This window comes from Mycobacterium saskatchewanense (assembly GCF_010729105.1).
GTDB classification, from domain to species: Bacteria; Actinomycetota; Actinomycetes; order Mycobacteriales; family Mycobacteriaceae; genus Mycobacterium; species Mycobacterium saskatchewanense.
Genome location: NZ_AP022573.1, coordinates 1,415,873 through 1,432,574 on the forward strand (window position 1 = coordinate 1,415,873; position 16,702 = coordinate 1,432,574).

Consider the following 16,702-nt stretch of genomic DNA (forward strand, 5'->3'; position numbering starts at 1 on the left):
CCGGTCAGTCGGGAATGCCCGCGCCGGCCAGCGCGGGAACCACGTCCTCATGGTGTATCAGGGACGCCGCGCCGGTCTTGAACTGGGTGATCTTGTCGATGATGGTCTGCCCCTCCGGCCGGTGGCCCCATATGCTGATGCCCCGGTAGGTCGCCGGTTCCCAGGTGGTCTCGTCGACGACGATCGGATTCCAGCCCAATTCCCACTCGAATCCCGAGGGCGTGACGGCGTAGAACGACAGCTCCTTGTCGTTGGTGTGCTGCCCCACGCCCAGCGCCATCCGGAAGCCGAGTTCCTTCACGCGCCGGTACGCGGCCGCCATGTCGTCGAGTTCGGCGACCTGGACGTTGACGTGCTGCACCCGGGTGCGAATCGGGTTCAGTCGCAGGCGCTGGACCGCGGCGATCGCCACCGTGTGGTGGCGCTCGTTCACCCGCAGGAATCGAATCTTGAACTTGACCCCGTTGATCGTCTCTTCGATGAAGTCGGACAGACGCGCGTCGAAGACGGTGTCGTAGTAGCCACGCGTCCGGTGCGGCTGGGTGGTCGTGACGGCGACGTGGCCCAGACCCGCGGTGCCGGTCACGAAGCCGCCGGCGGCCGCGGTATGCAAGGGCACCGTGGCGGTACGCGGGCGCGTGAAAACCTCCTGGGCCAGGTTGTTGGGCCCCGGGAAGCGGGCCAGCCGTGCCACGCCGCGCAGGGCGGTCTGCTCGTCGGTGCCTTCACTCACCGGCACGCCGTGGCCCTTGATGCGCGCCAGGACGGTGTCGAACGTCTCGTCGTCGTCCAGGGACCAGCCGAGCGTGGTGACGTCTTCGGCGGGGCCGCGCTGCAGGAGGAACCGGCATTCCTGGTCATCGAGGCGGAAGCGGATGGCGTCCGCGGACCAGTCGTCGAGGTGCATGCCGATCGCATCGCGCCCGAATCGCCGCCAGTCGCCGAACTTTTCGGTTTCGACGACGACATAGCCCAGGTGGACCCTGCCGAAAACCGAGGGCATCATGGCCGCCCCGCGGCGAGGGCCGAGTCGGGGCTGAGGAAGTCGGTGACCAACTGGTTGAAAAGCTCGGCGCGTTCCCATTGCATCCAGTGCCCGGTGTGCGATGTCATGACCAACTCGGCGTTGGGCAACAGATTGAGCAGCATCGGCCCACCGGCCGGCCGGTTGACCTTGTCGTCGCGGCCCCACAGGATCAGGGTCGGAGTCGGGAGGACCCTGAGCCGGCGGTCGCGGGTGAGGTCCATTCGCCACAGGGCCCGCGGCCCCGACGGTCGGCGCAGCGGCGGGTCCGCGACCACCTCGGGGTCGATCGATGCGCGATAGCGCGTGTCGATCAGCTCGTCGGGCACGGCGGCTCCGTCGTACACCAGGTAGGTGCGGATGAAGGCGGCGAGCTTCTCGCGGCTGGGGCCATCGCCGCCGTAGTAGGACAGGAGGCTCCTCAGGCCCGCCGTGGGAAGTCCCCGGGTGGTGCCGATCCCGCCGGGACCCATCAGGACCAGCTTGCCGACGCGGTGCGGGGTGTCCAGGGCGAGGCGCAGTGCGGCCGCTCCGCCGTACGAGTTGCCGACGAGGTGGGCGTTGTCGATGCCGAGCGCGTCGATGAGGCCGCGGATCACGTCCGCGAGGTAACCGAAGGGATCGTCGTGGTCCACGCCCTTGGCCGACCTGCCGTAGCCGGGCATGTCGGGCACGATCAGCCGGAAACGCTCGGCGAGGGCGTCGATGTTGCGCGAGTAGTTAGACACCCCGGACGCGCCGGGGCCGCCGCCGTGCAGCATTACGACAGGCGGTCCACTTCCCTTTTCGGAGAAGAAGATTGGCTTGCCGGCCACGGTGACGGTGCGCTCGTGGCATCGGGTGGTGGTCATGCGTTCACTCCAATCGGGGCGGTGGGAACGGGCGGCATCAGATCGACGAGGCCGGCCGGAGGCGCCGGCAACGGATCGCCGGCCGCGGCGGCCGCGAAGACAAAGCGGTCCGGACGCAGCACGACCGCGGCCGCCTTCTTTCCGTTCAGCCAACGGGTGAGCGCGCCGTCGTCGTCGCGGACCGACCCCGCCGACGCGCCGGCGCTCGTCAGGGCGAGCGTTCGAGCCCCCAGCCGGGCCCATCGGTCGGCGCCGGCCGGTGCGACCCCGAGGTGCAGGACCGCCCATCCCCCACCGAGCGCGTCGTCCAGGCGCAGGGTTTGTCCCGCGGCGTCGGTGACCCACGGCTGCGGTAGCTGCCAGCCGACCGCGGCGTGGTCACGGGACGCGAAGAACCCTTCCGGGTAGCGCGCGTCGGGAAGCCAGATCAGGTTGCGCCCGGCCTCGAGGACTCCGGGCAGGCGGGTAACCGCACGCAGTAGGTGGTTTCGCAACCATGCCAACGATTTCCGGCGTTCGGTGATAATCCGGCCGTTGCGCACCGCCCGTCGGGTGACCACGGTGACGTGGGGTTTCCGCTCGGCCTGGTAGGAGTCGAGCAGCGAGGCGGGCGCCCGCCCCCGCGCCACGGCGGCGATCTTCCAGCACAGGTTCGCCACGTCGCGCACCCCGGCCGACATGCCCTGGCCGATCCACGGTGGCATGGCGTGGGCGGCATCCCCGGCCAGGAAGACGCGGCCGACGCGCCACCGGTCGGCGACGCGCACGTGGTGGCTGTAGATGACGGCGCGCAGGATCTTCACGTGGTCCTCGGTTACGCCCTGGTCGTGCAGCACCTCCCAGATGGCCGCGTCGGTGACCAGCCTGGCCTCGTCCTCGCCGGCCCGTGCCGGGAACTCCCAGCGATGATGGCCCAGCGGCGTGGGGCAGTCGACGGTCGGGCGGTCCGGGTTGCAGTGGAAACGCAACCGGTCGTGGCCATCCCATTCGCGAATCACCTTGGTGTCGATGACAACCCAGCGTTCGGCGTAGGTGCGTCCGTCGTATCCGATCCCGAGTTGGCCGCGCGTCGGCGAGGATCCGCCGTCGGCGGCGATCACGTACGAGGCGCGCAGTCGCTTGAGGGTGTCGGTGCGCAGGTCCGCCAACATCAGGTCGGCCCGGCCGTCGGCATTGGCCACCCGCAGGCATTCGTGTTCGAGCAGCACCTCGACGTTGGGGAACCGGGCGACGCCCTCGCGCAGCACGTGATCGACCGCGGGTTGATACAGGAACTGCTGTGGCGGATGACCGCAGCCACGGGGCGCCATGGTGGTCTGGATGAACGGAACGCCGTCGGCATCGACCCAGGCCAACGGCCGGTCCGGCAGCATGTCCTGCTGCAGCCGGTCCGCCAGTCCGACGGACTGCCAGATGCGCATGACCTCCTCGTCGGTGGAGATGGCCCGCGCCCGCCCGTACACGTCGAGGTCGCGCTCGACGACGACGACCTTCAGGCCCAGAGCGCCAAGAAGATTGGCCGCGGTGGCACCAGTGGGGCCATAACCGATCACCGCCACGTCGTAAACCGAATCGCCGTTCACTGCCGTCCCGCCTTCGTGTCGGACTTGTTCTGTAGCGATCATTACGCTAGTGTAGCGATCACTACAGAGTCAAGATCCAGGAGTTCCGTTGGCCGACACACCGAAGCGCCGACGCCGGGTCGACGGTGAGGCATCCCGGATCCGCATCCTCGACGCCGCCACCGAGATCGCCAGCGAACGCGGGTACGAGGGGACGAGCATCGGGCTGGTCAGTGCCAAGTGCGGGCTGCCCGCCAGCTCCATCTACTGGCATTTCAAGGACAAGGACGATCTGATCGCCGCGGTGATCGAGCGCAGCTTCGCCCACTGGCTGGCGGCGTGGCAGCTACCCGCGGACGGCACTGGGCGCGAACGCCTTTCGGTCGTTGCCATGCAGATCGCAAAGGCGTTGCTGGACTGCCCCGACTTCCTGCGGCTGGGGTTGATGCTCGCCCTGGAACGACGCCCCGTCGAGCCGCGGGCCCGCGCGATGTTCCTCGCCGTCCGCGACCGCGCCTTCGAGACCCTGGTGCCCGCCATCGGTGCTCTCACCCCTGGACTGACCGACGCGCAGGTGCGTCGGCTGGCCACCTACGCGATCGCCGGCGCCGACGGGCTGTTCATCGCCAAGGAGATCGGTGGCGACTCGATCGACCTCCCCGCGCTGTTCGAGATGCATGCCGCGGCGCTGTACGACAGCGCCGTCCGGATGACGGCCGATGGGGAGATGCGATGACCTCCGCCGAGCGCTGGCCGGTCGCCATCATCGGAACCGGCACCATAGGCACCGACCTGATGATGAAGATCGCCGCCGACGACGGCCCGCTGACCGTAGCCGCCATGGTGGGCATCGACGCAGACTCGGACGGGCTGGCCCGGGCGCGGCGGATGGGCGTGCCGACCACGGCCGACGGGGTGGCGGGCTTGCTAGTGATGCCGGACTTCCCCGAGATCAGGCTCGCCTTCGACGCCACGTCCGCCGCCGGGCACCGGGCGAACTGGACGGCCCTGCGCAACAGCGGGATTCGCATGCTCGACCTCACGCCCGCCTCGATCGGCCCGTTCTGCGTGCCCGTGGTCAACCTGGACGGCCACCTCGATGCGCCCAACCTCAACATGGTCACCTGCGGCGGGCAGGCAACGGTGCCGATCGTCGCGGCCGTCGGCAAGGCCGGAATCGTCTCCTACGCCGAAATCGTTTCGTCGATTTCCGCCAGGACCGCGGGACCCGGAACCCGCGCGAACATCGACGAGTTCGTCGAAACCACGGCCGCGGCGCTGCGGGTCGTCGGCGGCGCGCTGCGGGGCAAGGCCGTGATGATCCTCAATCCCGCCGACCCCCCGGTCGTCATGCGCAACACGGTGTACTGCCTCGTCGACGGTGACCCGGACCGGCACGCGATCGAGGAGGCCATTCACGAGATGGCCGGCCGGGTGGCCGCGTACGTGCCCGGCTACCGCCTCAAGCAGGACGTCCAGTTCGAGGCCTTCGGCTCCGACCAGCCGCTCTACCTGCCCGAGACCGGGAAGTTCATCGGCACCCGCGTCACGGTGATGCTGGAGATCACCGGTGCGGGGCACTACCTTCCCCCCTACGCCGGAAACCTGGACATCATGACTTCGGCCGCCAAGGCCACCGCCGAGCGAATCGCCACTCATGCCGCCAGACGCGCCGGGGCTGCAACATGACCCGGCGCGTCTATATCAGCGATGTCACGCTGCGCGACGGCATGCATGCGGTCCGCCACCAATACACCCTCGAGCAAGCGACCACGATCGCCCGCGCCCTCGACGCCGCCGGCGTCGACTCGATCGAGGTCGCCCACGGCGACGGGCTGGGGGGTTCGAGCTGCGTGTACGGATTCGGCGCCCACACCGACCTGGAGTGGATCGAGACGGTCGCCGGTGCGGTGCACGGCTCCCGGGTCGCGACGCTCCTGCTGCCCGGGCTGGGCACCGTGCGCAATCTCCGCGACGCGCACCGGGCGGGCGCGGCCGTCGTGCGCGTCGCGACCCACTCCACCGAGGCCGACATCGCGGCCCCCTACCTCGCCGCGGCCCGCGAGCTCGGAATGGAGGCCGTCGGCTTCCTCATGATGAGCCACCTCGCCACCCCGGCCAGGCTGGCCGCCCAAGCCAAATTGATGGAGGGGTACGGGGCGGCGTGCGTCTATGTCGTCGATTCCGGTGGAGCGATGACGATGCGCGACGTCGGGGAACGCGTCGATGCCCTGAGCCAAACGCTCTTTCCAACAACGGAAGTCGGCATCCACGCCCATCACAATCTGTCACTGGGCGTCGCGAACTCGATCACTGCCGTGGAGCACGGCGCGCACCGGGTCGACGCCTCCCTCGCCGGCATGGGCGCTGGCGCGGGCAACGCGCCGCTGGAGGTGTTCATCGCCGCCGCCTCGCGCCTCGGCTGGGACCATGGCTGCGACCTGCACCGGCTGCAGGACGCCGCCGACGATCTCGTCCGGCCCCTGCAGGACCGGCCGGTCCGGGTCGATCGGGAGACCCTCACCCTGGGGTACGCGGGCGTGTACTCGAGCTTCCTGCGGCACGCCGAAACCGCCGCCGCGCGCTTCGACATCGACGCGCGCACGCTGCTGGAAGAGGCCGGCCGACGCGGGATGGTCGGCGGTCAGGAGGACATGCTCGTCGACATCGCCCTCGACCTCACCGCGCTGCGCTGACTGTCGCGATTCCTGGCCCACATCCTCGGTTCGGTGCAACGATCAGTGCATGAACGGGGCGATGATGGGCTTCCTCGGCATGGTGTTCGGCGCTTCCGCGGTGGGCGTGGCGGGCGTGGCGAGGTCGGTCGTCGACACGGTGCTGCCGCGAATGATGGACGGCGCCAACCACAAAAGCCAGATGAGCATCAACCTGCAGGCCCAGCGCCACGAGGCCATTCAGCGGTGGCGGGCCGGGTTGGCGGGAGCGCGGGACGACTACCGGCGATGGGCGGCCGGACCCCGTGACGTCGACGCGCCGAACGTTGTCGGCGACGAGTGGTTCGAGGGCCTGCGGCCGCACCTGCCCACCACCGGCGAAGCCGCGAAGTACCGCAGTGCGTGCGAGATCCACTGCGACAACACGACGACTATGCAGCTCTCGCTGGAGATCGGTCGGATCGAACGGGAATGGACCGACGAGGCGATGGGCGCCGGCCGCCGCAACCGTCGCGGCTGAAGGAGGCGCCGCGGGGGAGTCCGAGCCCAACACCCGCGCCGCGCCCAACACCCGCGCCGAGCCCAACACCCTCGCCGAGCCCAACACCCTCGCCGAGCCCAACACCCGCGCCGAGCGTCGACTTGTTGTCGAGTTTTGGCGCCCCCGGGCCCAACAACTCGACGTTGGGTGCTGGGGAAGGCCTAGCCGGTGACGGCGAGCACCGCCTCGGCCAACTCCGGGCGGCAGACGACCAGGTCCGGCAACTTGGGGTCCGGCTGGTTGTAGGCCAACGGCGAACCGTCGATGCGGGAGGTGTGCAAGCCGGCGGCCCGCGCGACGGCCACGGGCGCGGCCGAGTCCCACTCATACTGGCCGCCGGCGTGCACGTAGACGTCGGACAGGCCCTGGACGATCGACGCCACCTTCGCCCCGGCGGAGCCCATCTCCACCAGGGTGCCATCCAGCGCGTCGCGAACGGAGAGTGCAATGGCGGGCGGGCGGGTCCGCGATACCACGATGCGCGGCTTGCCGTGCGCGGCGGGCGGGGCCGCCACCTGTGGTGTCGCCAGCGTCAAACCTTGCGCGGGCAGGGCCACCGCGCCGGCGACGAGCTCGCCGGCCCGCCATAGCGCGACATGCACAGCCCAATCCTCGCGCCCGAGCTCGGAGAACTCGCGCGTCCCGTCCAGCGGATCGACGATCCACACCCGCTCCGAGCGAAGTCGCACCGGATCGTCGGCGCCCTCCTCGGACAGCACCGCGTCGTCGGGCCGCTCGGCCGTGAGGGCGCTCATCAGGAAATTGTGGGATCGCTTGTCGCCGGCCGCTTTTCGCTCGCTCGCGTCGGCTTCGGCAAATTCCTCGCGCACCCCGAGCAGGAGGCGGCCCGCCTCGGTGGCCAACCGCGCGGCCAGTTCGTCGTCGTCCATCAGCGACTCACCTATCGTCTCGAACCCAAAAATGTTGGTAGTGTTGGCCAAGTTACTCTGCCATACCGGCGCCGCTACAGCCACCCCTGGGCGTGAAATCCCGGCCGGAACCTGTAAATCTGTTGATGTGAGCGGGGGTAACAATTTTTCGGTTGACCGGTTCCGTCGCCTTCCACGCGGTCGGGTCCTCGTGATCGGTGCCGTCGCGGCCGTCGTGGTGATCGGCGCACTCGCCTTTGCCGGCTTTCGGTTGACGCATGGCGGTAGCAGGTCGGCGACGACCTCCGAGGCGCCCCCGCCGCCGGAGAGCTTCGCCCTTCCGGGCTGCTACAACCTCTCGGCCCCACCGGTCGAGCGTCCGAGGCGGCTCAGCATCCTGGGCTGTGCGAGCGTAGCCGTTGCGGTGCAAGACATGTCATGGAGTTCTTGGGGACCGCAGGGCGCCGACGGCACCGGAACCGCCGTTTTCAAGATCTGCGACCCGAACTGCGCGGCCGGCTATCAACTGACCAACCCCGTCGTCGTGCACGCGTGGAATCCCCAGCCGCCCCGGGCCGACGCCATCTGCCAGGCCGGCCTGAAGATCTTCGCCGACGTGATCCTGGCCTTCCCCAAGGGCGCCCCGCCGCCCACCGCGCAGAAGATGAACGCCCAGTACAACGGGATGCCGGCCGTGCACTATGCCAACTACCAGGGCGGCAGCAACCGCGACACCCAGTTCATCGGCTACACGTTCTGCAACTGATCGCTAGACCTCGATGACGACGGCGCCGCCCTGGCCGCCGCCCGCGCACATCGCCGCGACGCCGATGCCGCCGCCGCGCCGGGCCAGCTCGTAGGCGAGCGTGGTGACCATCCGGGCGCCCGAGGCGGCGATCGGGTGACCCAGGCTGCAGCCGCTGCCCGAGAAGTTCACCTTCTCCTCGTCTATCCCGTACTCCCGGCACGCCGCGATCGGTACGGACGCGAACGCCTCGTTGATCTCCCACAACGCGACGTCGTCGACCGACAGACCGGCCCGCTGCAGCACCTTGCCGATGACCTTGACCGCGCCGAGGCCGCAGTCGCGGGGTGGGACGCCCGCGGCCGCCCAGGCCCTAACCGTGCCCATCACGTTGAGGTTCTCGGCGGCGGCGTACTCGCGGTCGACGAGCGCGACGGCCGCGGCGGCATCGTTGGTGCCGCTGCTGTTGCCCGCCGTGATCGAGAACCCCTCGATCTCGGGGTGCAGCACCTTGAGCCCGGCGAGTTTCTCCACCGTGGTGTCGCGGCGCGGGTGCTCGTCGACCGAGAACTCGGTCACCGAGCCGTCGAGCTGGGTGATCTTCAGCGGGAGGATCTCGTCAACGAACTTGCCCGCGTCCATCGCGGCGATCGCCCGCTGATGGGACCGCGCCGCCCAGGCATCCATCTCCCCGCGGGTGATGCCGACGGCCTGCGCGGTGTTCCAGCCCACGGTGATCGACATGTCGCGCGCCGGGGCGTCGGGGGTCTCGACGTGCGTCGGGGGCATCCACTGCTCCTGGAACTTCAGCTCGGGCCCCGGAATGCGCCAGCTGGTCAGCGGCGTCATCGACAGCGACTGCACGCCGCCGGCGATCAGCACGCGCTCCATCCCCGAGCCGATCTGCGCCGCGGCGTTGCCGATCGCGGTCAGGCTCCCCGCGCAGTGGCGGTTCACGGACTGACCCGGGATGTCCTCCATGCCAGTCGCGGTCGCCGCATAACGGGCCAAATCGCCTCCGCCATAGTGTGATTCGGCGAAGATGATGTCATCGATAGCGGACGGGTCGACGCCGGACCTACGCACCACCTCGGGGAGCACGGCGGTGATCAGCGTCTCGGGGGGCGTATTGACCAGCGTTCCCTTGAAGGAGCGGCCGATCGCCGTCCGGACGGCTCCGACAATGACGGGTGTAGCCATGTTCCCCACCTAAGGCTGGATTGGGCGATCGGACGCGCGAATCGTATCAAATACCGTATGGGCAATAGTAACGGGCCGCCCCGCGCGGCCCGCAGCTTGATAGACGCCGATGATCGGCACATCGAAGACGGGTGTTGGACGCGGTGCATCAGCAACGCCACTGTTATGGGCAGACATTCAGTCCGCTCCATGAGGAGGGTGAAATGCTCACGCAGGCAGGCACACACGTCTCATCGTTGACCAACGGCGAGATTGTCGAAGAGTCCGACCTCGGCTCGATCCGGCGCCTGACAGCCGACAATTTCCCGATCCTGAAGGGGTTGTCGATCAAGCGGTTGCTGGTCAACCCGGGCGCCATGCGCACGCCGCACTGGCACGCCAACGCCAACGAGTTGACCTACTGCGTGTCCGGCACGGCGTTGGTTTCCGTCCTGGACACCGGCAGCCGATTCTCATCCTTCGTCGTGCGCCGGGGCGACATGTTCCACATCGACTCCGGATCGCTGCACCACATCGAGAACATCGGCGACGACACAGCGGAGTTCGTCATCACCTTCCGCAGCGAGCGGCCCGAGGACTTCGGACTCGGCGCTGCCTTCGGGGCGATGACCGACGCGGTGCTCGGCAACACGTACGACCTGCCCGCGTCCGATTTCGCGGCCATCCGCCGCAGCACCGCCGATCGCGCGCTGGCCGCCCGCGACGGCGACCCGAACGTGCCGTCGACGGCGTACTTCGACGACCCGCACAAGTTCTCGGTCGACGCGATGACCCCGCCGGTCAGCCTCGCCGTCGGCTCGGCCAGGACCGCACGCGTGCAATACTGGCCTGCACTCAAAGACCTGTCGATGTACTCGCTACGGATCCGCGAGGACGGCATGCGGGAGCCGCACTGGCACCCGATCACCGCCGAGATGGGCTACGTCAACCGCGGCGGCGCCCGGATGACCGTCATGGATCCCGACGGCACCCTGGACACGTGGTACCTGCAGCAAGGCGACGTCTACTTCATCCCCCGCGCCTACCCGCACCACATCGAGGTCTTCGACGCCCCCGAGATGCACTTCTGCATCTTCTTCGACCAGCCGACCCCGGGCGACATCGGGTACCGCACCTCGGTGAGCGCGTACTCGCGCCAGGTGCTCGCCGCGACCTTCGACACCCACGTCGACGACCTGCCCCAATACCCGTTCACGAAGGCCGACCCGCTGATCGTCAAGCGCCGCAACCCCGTTGACGCACACGCCGTCGGCGAGCGGTAATCGCGGGTCCGGCTTTCGGCTCGTTCGGCGGGCAGGACAGAATGGCACAATGACCACCGCGCCCCTCGCCCCACGTGACGCGACCCGGACCGCCGCATACCGCGTGGCGGCGATGCTGATGGGCATCGGAACCATCCACTTCCTGGCGCCCCGACCGTTCGACACCATCGTTCCGGCCGAGCTGCCCGGAAGCGCCCGGTTCTACACCTACGCGTCCGGCGTCGCCGAGATCGCCGTCGGGGCGCTGCTGGTGCCGCGACGCACCCGACGGCAGGCGGCGCTGGCGGCCGCGGTGCTGTTCGTGGGGGTCTTCCCCGCGAACTGCAATATGGTGCGGCTGTGGTGGGGCAAGCCTTGGCCCATGCGCATCGCCGCGCTGGCCCGGCTACCCCTGCAGATCCCGATGATCACCACCGCAATGAAGATCCGCCGCAACAGCTGACCGCTCCCTTTGTCTCCGCGCGGCGGCGCGCGGCATTCGAGTGTGAACTGACGGCTTCCTTCGTGCATCCAGGGTGGCGCATTTCGCGGAATTTCAGACCTGGGCCCACGATGAAATCCCTGAGCACACAATCGAGTGCCCAGGCGCACACTCAGAAGTCCGGTCGTTCGTGACCTTCCGCGTTCGACAGGCCGGCGACCGGTTTCAACGACTTGCCCCTACGAGGCGGGCAGTTGTCCGCGGCCGTCCACCGAGCGGCCGAGAAACGCCATGAGTCCGGTGGTCGGTGTTGCGCCGGACGGCACGGGCTGGGCGGGGCCGAAGCCGCCCGGCCTCCGCAACATGCTTTCCGGCACGGATCCGAGCAGCCCCCGACATAGCGCGAACAGATTTTCGGGCAGCTCGATCTGCCGACCCTGGGAGCGCTCGACGTCCCAGGTGTGCAACGCCAAGTCCGAGACCGGATAGACCAGCGCCCGGCGCAACGGGACCTCGCCCTCCGGCGACACGCGCATCGCGTCGAGATCGGCACCCGGCAGGGCCTCACGCAACCGCGCGGCCAGCTCGCGAAGCCGGCCCGCCGGGTCGTCACACACCCAGTCGGCCGGCCGGGACGGGCCGGCCCAGATCTCCCCGTCCTCGACGAGCGTCACGATCTTCGCCGCGCTGCCGATCGCGTGGCCCACCAGATCACGCAGGGTCCAGCCCTCGAGATTCGATGGCTGAGACCAGCGCTCCGGCGCAATCTGATCGACGGCGTCGATCAGCATGTCGAACGCCTCGGTAGCCATCGTGCCGATCGATGCGGTTGCGTCGTTCATGCCGATCAGCGTCCCTTCATGAGACCGCGACAACGCCGGCCACCGCGGCGGTGCCCACCATGATCACGCGTGCAGCGGTTCGAGGTGTCATGGCGCGACCTTCTTCGTGATGAGAGATTCGAAAGCCACTTTCGATTGCCGCCCCTCACCGGTCTAGGGGCAAAAGCCCTTGGTGCGCGGTCGGCGGCGAAATGATTACATCGACCGAGCACGGTAACCAGTGGTCCCCGAAGAATCCGCCGATCGAAAAGCCGGGAGGTCCTCTTGGGCACCACCGAAATCGCCGCACTGCTCGCGGAAGCGGCCGCCCTGATGATCGGCATAGGGGACGTCATCCAACAGCGATCCGCCCAAGAGGTCACTGACAAACCCCTCGGCACCGTCGCGTTGTTCCACCGGCTGCTGCGCGATCGCCAGTGGTGGACCGGCAGCCTCGTGGCCGGCGCCGGGTTCGGATTGCAGGCCGCGGCGCTCGGGCTGGGTTCGGTGGTGCTCGTGCAGGCGCTGTTGGTGACCTCACTGCTGTTCGCCTTGGTCATCAACGCCAGGGTCAACCATCGCCGGATCACCCGCCGGCAAGCAATCTGGGCCGTGCTGCTTGCTGCTGCGGTCGCGGTAGTGGTGACCGTCGGTGATCCCCAGGCCGGCACCCCCCGCGGATCGTTCAAGACGTGGGCCGTGGTCGCCTTGGTCATGGGGCCGGCGCTGCTCGCGTGTGTCATTGGCGCGCGCCTGTTTTCGGGTTCGGTCAGCTCGCTGTTGCTGGGTCTGATGGCCGGTTCGCTCTGGGGTCTGTTCTCGGTGTTGACCAAGGGCGTCGTCGACCAGCTCGGCCATGGCATCCCGGCATTGCTGCGCACGCCCGAGGTCTACGTGTGGGTGGTAGTGGCCATCGCCGCCACCGCCTGGGAACAGTCGGCCTTCCGAGCCGGCCCGCTCACCGCGTCACTGCCCGCCGTTACCGTCTCCGAGCCGATCGTCGGATCCGTGCTCGGCGTGACCGTGCTGGGCGAGATGCTCAACACCAACGACGTCGGCATGATCGCCCTGGCCCTCTCAGTCGCCGTGATGGTCGCGGCGACCGTGGCGCTGGCCCACAGCCAGGCCGCGTCGAGCCCACCCCCGAAATCGAATGCAACAGCGGACGATTCGTCGATCGCATGAGTCAGCGGCGCGAGCCGACGCGGTGGGAGGTGCCGTCGGGATCGACGTAGGCGAATTCCCTCAAGCCGTAGGCGGTGTCGCGCGGCGGAAGAAGGCGGCCCTCCAGGCCCGCCAACCCCGCCCACTCCGCATGAAGCGCATCGGCGTCCGTGACGTAGAGGTACACGCTCGCGGCCGTGCGCAGCGGGTCGTGCTCGATCCATTCGGTGAGATGGATGGACACCGGCCCGCGATCGACGAACCCGTAGCGCTCGGGCCCGTCGTATCGGCGCGCGTCGAATCCCAGGCGACGGTAGCGGTACAGGGCGGAATCCAGATCGCGGACGGGAACGATCGGTGAAACAGAGGTGAACTCGACTCCGGACACCACACCAGTTTGTCAGCGAACCAGCTGTCTTCCGGATAGCCGCCCGCTGTTTACTTAGTGGCTGTAGTTACTGGCACCGGCGCGGTTACGCTCCGGCGGCCGAGCCGGGCCCGGGCCCCAGCGCGAGGAGGGACATGTGAGCACAACTCAGACGGAGGCCGAACACGGCCGGTCCCTGCCGGTCCTCCACCTCTCCCAGTTGCTACGCGCGCCGGTGGTGGCCCGATCCGGCGAGGCCGTCGGCCGGGTCGACGACGTGATCGCGCGGCTGGGCGACACCGATGACTATCCGGCGGTGACCGGCATCGTCGCCGGTGTCGGCGGACGTCAGGTGTTCATCGGCAGCAAATCCATCGACCAGTACGCGGTGGACCGAATCGTCTTGACCAAGAACAAGGTTGACCTTCGGGGCTTCGAACGCCGGGACGGTGAGGTGCTGTTGCGTGCGGACGTGCTCGGACATCGGTTGATCGACGTGGCCGCCGTCGAGCTGGTGCGCGCCTACGACGTCGAGCTGGAAGACACGGGCACCGGCTGGGTCGTCGCCCGGCTCGATACCCGCCGCCCGCCCCGCCTGTTCGGCCTGATCAAGCACTCCGGCGGCCACGCCGCCCGCGACTGGAAGTCCTTCGAACCGCTCATTGGCCACGCCCGATCCGACGCCGTGCGCCGCCTCTCGGACCGGTTCGGCGAGTTCAAGGCGGCCGAGATCGCCGATCTGCTCGAGGAGGCCGACAAGGCCGAGGGCGGCGAGATCCTCGATCGGGTGCACAGCGACCCGGAACTGGAGGCCGACGTCTTCGAGGAGCTGGACCCGGAGAAGGCGAGCCGGCTGCTCGACGACATGCCCGACGACGAGGTCGCCGCGCTGCTCGGCCGGATGCGCGCCGACGACGCCGCCGACGCCATCGCGGACCTGCGCCAATCGCGACGCCGGCGCGTGCTGGATCTCATGCCCGCCCCGCAGCGCACCAAAGTCGTCACCCTGATGGGCTTCAACCCCGAGAGCGCCGGCGGGTTGATGAACGTCGACTTCGTCGCGTGCGCGGCCACGACGACGGCCGGAGAGGCGCTCGCGCTGATCTCGACCGCCAGCGCCGTCCAACCGGAGGCCCTCATCAAGGTGCATGTCGTCGACGGGGACAGGCGGCTCGACGGCGTCGTCTCCGTTATCGCCCTGTTGCAGGCCGATTCGGGCGAAGCCGTTGCGGGGCTGATGGATTCGGATCCCGTCCGGGTCAGCGCCGACGCCGATCTGACCGACATCGCACTGCTGATGGCCGACTTCAACCTCTACTCCATCCCCGTCGTCGACGATCGGGATCACGTCCTCGGGGTCGTCACCGTCGACGACGTGCTGGAGGCCACCATTCCGGAGGACTGGCGCCGCCGCGAACCCGCCCCGCGGCCGGTCCGCGACATAATCCAGCCCGACGACGGCTCGGCGCCGGGAGCCGACGCACCGTGACCTCCGGCGACGACACGATCCGTCTCGAGCCCGGGGACGCCGAGCCGGCCGGCCGGGCTGCACCGCGGCCCAGCGCGGTGCTGGACACCGCACACCTGGGCGACATCGAGGGGGCCTTCGGGCGCATCAGCGTCGGCGACAACGAGCGTGCCCGCACGTGGAAGACGCGGCTGCTGACGTTGCTGGCCATCGTCGGCCCGGGCATCATCGTGATGGTCGGCGACAACGACGCCGGCGGGGTGGCCACCTACGCCCAGGCCGGCCAGAACTACGGCTACTCCCTGCTGTGGGTGTTGCTGCTGCTGGTGCCCGTCCTGATCGTCAACCAGGAGATGGTGGTCCGGCTGGGCGCGGTCACCGGCGTCGGCCATGCCCGGCTGATCAATGAGCGCTTCGGCCGCGGCTGGGGCTGGTTCTCCGTCGGCGACCTGTTCCTGCTCAACTTCCTGACGATCGTCACCGAGTTCATCGGCATCAGCCTGGCCGCCGAATACATCGGCGTCTCCAAATATGTCGCGGTGCCGACATCAGCGGTGGCGCTGATCGCAATCATGGCAAGCGGCAGCTTCCGGCGCTGGGAGCGGGCCATGTTCGTGTTCATCGCCGTCACCTTGCTCCAGATCCCGATGCTGTTGATGTCACATCCACAGTGGGCACTAGCGGCGAAGTCGTTGGTGGTGCCAAGTATCTCGGGTGGCATCAGTTCGGACGCGGTGCTGCTGATCATCGCGATCGTCGGCACCACCGTGGCACCTTGGCAGCTGTTCTTCCAGCAATCGAACGTTGTCGACAAACGCATCACCCCCCGCTTCATGGCCTACGAACGTGCCGACACCGTGATCGGCGCCGTCGTGGTGGTGATCGGCGCCGCGGCGCTGGTGATGACCGGCGAATGGGCGGCGCGGTCGACCGGGACCGTCGGTGGCTTCTCCGACGCCGGCGCCGTCGCGCACCTGCTCGGCCAACACCGCGCGGCGCTCGGGTCGATATTCGCCATCGTGCTGATGGATGCCTCGATCATCGGGGCGGCCGCGGTGACGCTGGCTACCAGCTATGCCTTCGGTGACGTGTTCGGTCTCAAGCACTCCCTGCATCGCGGCTTCGCCGACGCCAAGCAGTTCTATCTGTCCTACACGGCGATGGTGGCGTTGGCCGCGGCCATCGTCCTCATTCCGGGGGCCCCGCTCGGCCTGATCACGACCGCCGTACAGGCGCTCGCCGGTCTGCTCCTGCCGAGCGCCAGCGTGTTCCTGCTGTTGCTGTGCAATGACCGGGAAGTGTTGGGGCCATGGGTGAACCGGTCCTGGCTCAACTGGGTCGCGGGGCTCATCGTGGGCATCCTGCTGCTCCTGTCGGGCATCCTCATGGCAACCACCCTGTTTCCCGACCTCGACGTCGTCGCGGTCGCGGGCTACCTGACCGTCGCCCTGATCGTGCTCGCCGCGGCCTCGGCGCCGGTGCTGCGCTGGCTGAGTCGTCGACGGGGCGCGCCACCGGCGCCAGAGCCGCCGGCGCGCCCCGTAGACCGCAACACGTGGCGGATGCCGCCCCTGGCGTTGCTCGAGCCCGTCACCTGGTCGCCCGGTACCCGGCTGGCGATGATCGCCCTGCGCAGCTATTTGGTCGTCGGTGCACTGCTGTTGGTGGTGAAGGCCATCCAGCTCGGCCGCTAGGGCGTGCGTGTTCGGCGCCGATATTGCCGCGGTGGGGT

The 16,702-nt window shown here is 68.8% G+C and carries 17 protein-coding genes; 10 read left to right on the forward strand and 7 right to left on the reverse strand.

What is annotated here, in order from left to right:
* Positions 1–4 precede the first annotated feature (4 nt).
* Genes G6N56_RS06590 through G6N56_RS06600 form a run of 3 tightly spaced genes read right to left on the reverse strand, consistent with a single transcriptional unit; the run spans position 5 to position 3,500 of the window.
* Positions 5–1,006 carry a VOC family protein gene (locus G6N56_RS06590; RefSeq protein WP_085258542.1) on the reverse strand — a complete coding sequence of 334 codons (1,002 nt, stop codon included), beginning with the start codon at positions 1,004–1,006 and terminating at the stop codon, positions 5–7.
* Entirely contained in the window at positions 1,003–1,875 is an 873-nt protein-coding gene (locus tag G6N56_RS06595) for an alpha/beta fold hydrolase (RefSeq protein WP_085258541.1), read from the reverse strand. Before G6N56_RS06595 ends, G6N56_RS06590 begins: the two co-directional genes overlap by 4 nt.
* Positions 1,872–3,500 (reverse strand): bifunctional 3-(3-hydroxy-phenyl)propionate/3-hydroxycinnamic acid hydroxylase, encoded by a 1,629-nt coding sequence (locus G6N56_RS06600; protein WP_085258540.1) that lies wholly within the window; start codon positions 3,498–3,500, stop codon positions 1,872–1,874. The genes G6N56_RS06595 and G6N56_RS06600 overlap by 4 nt, the downstream gene beginning before the upstream one ends.
* 46 nt (positions 3,501–3,546) lie before the next feature.
* Between G6N56_RS06600 and G6N56_RS06605 the strand changes: the two genes are divergently transcribed.
* From G6N56_RS06605 to G6N56_RS06620, 4 genes are read left to right on the forward strand one after another with little or no spacing between them, the layout of a single operon-like run.
* A complete protein-coding gene (locus G6N56_RS06605) occupies positions 3,547–4,173 on the forward strand; it encodes a TetR/AcrR family transcriptional regulator (protein WP_085258539.1) in 627 nt (208 codons plus the stop codon).
* Positions 4,170–5,126 carry an acetaldehyde dehydrogenase (acetylating) gene (locus G6N56_RS06610; protein WP_085258538.1) on the forward strand — a complete coding sequence of 319 codons (957 nt, stop codon included), beginning with the start codon at positions 4,170–4,172 and terminating at the stop codon, positions 5,124–5,126. Before G6N56_RS06605 ends, G6N56_RS06610 begins: the two co-directional genes overlap by 4 nt.
* Positions 5,123–6,133 (forward strand): 4-hydroxy-2-oxovalerate aldolase, encoded by a 1,011-nt coding sequence (dmpG, locus tag G6N56_RS06615; RefSeq protein WP_085258537.1) that lies wholly within the window; start codon positions 5,123–5,125, stop codon positions 6,131–6,133. The genes G6N56_RS06610 and dmpG overlap by 4 nt, the downstream gene beginning before the upstream one ends.
* Before the next feature lie 49 nt (positions 6,134–6,182).
* Positions 6,183–6,632, forward strand: a complete 450-nt coding sequence (locus tag G6N56_RS06620; protein ID WP_085258536.1) for a hypothetical protein — start codon at positions 6,183–6,185, stop codon at positions 6,630–6,632.
* Between the two features lie 182 nt (positions 6,633–6,814).
* On the opposite strand, the gene G6N56_RS06630 is transcribed toward G6N56_RS06620, so the two are convergent.
* Positions 6,815–7,543, reverse strand: a complete 729-nt coding sequence (locus G6N56_RS06630; protein WP_085258535.1) for a 3'(2'),5'-bisphosphate nucleotidase CysQ — start codon at positions 7,541–7,543, stop codon at positions 6,815–6,817.
* A gap of 190 nt (positions 7,544–7,733) precedes the next feature.
* Here G6N56_RS06630 and G6N56_RS06635 point away from each other — a divergent pair, with 190 nt between their 5' ends.
* On the forward strand, positions 7,734–8,288 hold the full coding sequence (locus G6N56_RS06635; protein WP_085258534.1) for a hypothetical protein: 555 nt from the start codon (positions 7,734–7,736) through the stop codon (positions 8,286–8,288).
* A gap of 3 nt (positions 8,289–8,291) precedes the next feature.
* On the opposite strand, the gene G6N56_RS06640 is transcribed toward G6N56_RS06635, so the two are convergent.
* Positions 8,292–9,467 carry a thiolase family protein gene (locus G6N56_RS06640; protein WP_085258533.1) on the reverse strand — a complete coding sequence of 392 codons (1,176 nt, stop codon included), beginning with the start codon at positions 9,465–9,467 and terminating at the stop codon, positions 8,292–8,294.
* Positions 9,468–9,670: 203 nt separating this feature from the next.
* Here G6N56_RS06640 and G6N56_RS06645 point away from each other — a divergent pair, with 203 nt between their 5' ends.
* Both G6N56_RS06645 and G6N56_RS06650 read left to right on the forward strand, forming a co-directional pair.
* On the forward strand, positions 9,671–10,729 hold the full coding sequence (locus G6N56_RS06645; protein WP_085258629.1) for a cupin domain-containing protein: 1,059 nt from the start codon (positions 9,671–9,673) through the stop codon (positions 10,727–10,729).
* Positions 10,730–10,778: 49 nt separating this feature from the next.
* A complete protein-coding gene (locus tag G6N56_RS06650; RefSeq protein WP_085258532.1) occupies positions 10,779–11,171 on the forward strand; it encodes a DoxX family protein in 393 nt (130 codons plus the stop codon).
* 218 nt (positions 11,172–11,389) lie between these two features.
* On the opposite strand, the gene G6N56_RS06655 is transcribed toward G6N56_RS06650, so the two are convergent.
* Positions 11,390–11,992, reverse strand: a complete 603-nt coding sequence (locus tag G6N56_RS06655; RefSeq protein ID WP_085258531.1) for a TIGR03086 family metal-binding protein — start codon at positions 11,990–11,992, stop codon at positions 11,390–11,392.
* A 264-nt stretch (positions 11,993–12,256) separates the two neighbouring features.
* Between G6N56_RS06655 and G6N56_RS06660 the strand changes: the two genes are divergently transcribed.
* On the forward strand, positions 12,257–13,156 hold the full coding sequence (locus G6N56_RS06660; protein WP_085258530.1) for a DMT family transporter: 900 nt from the start codon (positions 12,257–12,259) through the stop codon (positions 13,154–13,156).
* Position 13,157: 1 nt separating this feature from the next.
* Here G6N56_RS06660 and G6N56_RS06665 read toward each other — a convergent pair whose 3' ends face one another.
* On the reverse strand, positions 13,158–13,523 hold the full coding sequence (locus G6N56_RS06665; RefSeq protein ID WP_085258628.1) for a bleomycin resistance protein: 366 nt from the start codon (positions 13,521–13,523) through the stop codon (positions 13,158–13,160).
* Positions 13,524–13,698: 175 nt separating this feature from the next.
* Between G6N56_RS06665 and G6N56_RS06670 the strand changes: the two genes are divergently transcribed.
* The gene (locus tag G6N56_RS06670; RefSeq protein ID WP_163645202.1) at positions 13,699–14,991 is read left to right on the forward strand and encodes a magnesium transporter MgtE N-terminal domain-containing protein; all 1,293 of its coding nucleotides are present in this window, start codon (positions 13,699–13,701) and stop codon (positions 14,989–14,991) included.
* Entirely contained in the window at positions 14,988–16,664 is a 1,677-nt protein-coding gene (locus tag G6N56_RS06675) for an NRAMP family divalent metal transporter (RefSeq protein WP_408632665.1), read from the forward strand. Before G6N56_RS06670 ends, G6N56_RS06675 begins: the two co-directional genes overlap by 4 nt.
* The last annotated feature ends 38 nt before the right edge of the window (positions 16,665–16,702 follow it).

What these genes read in the sequence shown, in the direction of transcription:
- G6N56_RS06655 (WP_085258531.1), bottom strand. Translation starts at nt 11,992, where the DNA reads ATGAACGACGCAACCGCATCGATCGGCACGATGGCTACCGAGGCGTTC.
- G6N56_RS06650 (WP_085258532.1), top strand. Translation starts at nt 10,779, where the DNA reads ATGACCACCGCGCCCCTCGCCCCACGTGACGCGACCCGGACCGCCGCA.
- G6N56_RS06590 (WP_085258542.1), bottom strand. Translation starts at nt 1,006, where the DNA reads ATGATGCCCTCGGTTTTCGGCAGGGTCCACCTGGGCTATGTCGTCGTC.
- G6N56_RS06640 (WP_085258533.1), bottom strand. Translation starts at nt 9,467, where the DNA reads ATGGCTACACCCGTCATTGTCGGAGCCGTCCGGACGGCGATCGGCCGC.
- G6N56_RS06645 (WP_085258629.1), top strand. Translation starts at nt 9,671, where the DNA reads ATGCTCACGCAGGCAGGCACACACGTCTCATCGTTGACCAACGGCGAG.
- G6N56_RS06600 (WP_085258540.1), bottom strand. Translation starts at nt 3,500, where the DNA reads ATGATCGCTACAGAACAAGTCCGACACGAAGGCGGGACGGCAGTGAAC.
- dmpG (WP_085258537.1), top strand. Translation starts at nt 5,123, where the DNA reads ATGACCCGGCGCGTCTATATCAGCGATGTCACGCTGCGCGACGGCATG.
- G6N56_RS06620 (WP_085258536.1), top strand. Translation starts at nt 6,183, where the DNA reads ATGAACGGGGCGATGATGGGCTTCCTCGGCATGGTGTTCGGCGCTTCC.
- G6N56_RS06610 (WP_085258538.1), top strand. Translation starts at nt 4,170, where the DNA reads ATGACCTCCGCCGAGCGCTGGCCGGTCGCCATCATCGGAACCGGCACC.
- G6N56_RS06595 (WP_085258541.1), bottom strand. Translation starts at nt 1,875, where the DNA reads ATGACCACCACCCGATGCCACGAGCGCACCGTCACCGTGGCCGGCAAG.
- G6N56_RS06630 (WP_085258535.1), bottom strand. Translation starts at nt 7,543, where the DNA reads ATGGACGACGACGAACTGGCCGCGCGGTTGGCCACCGAGGCGGGCCGC.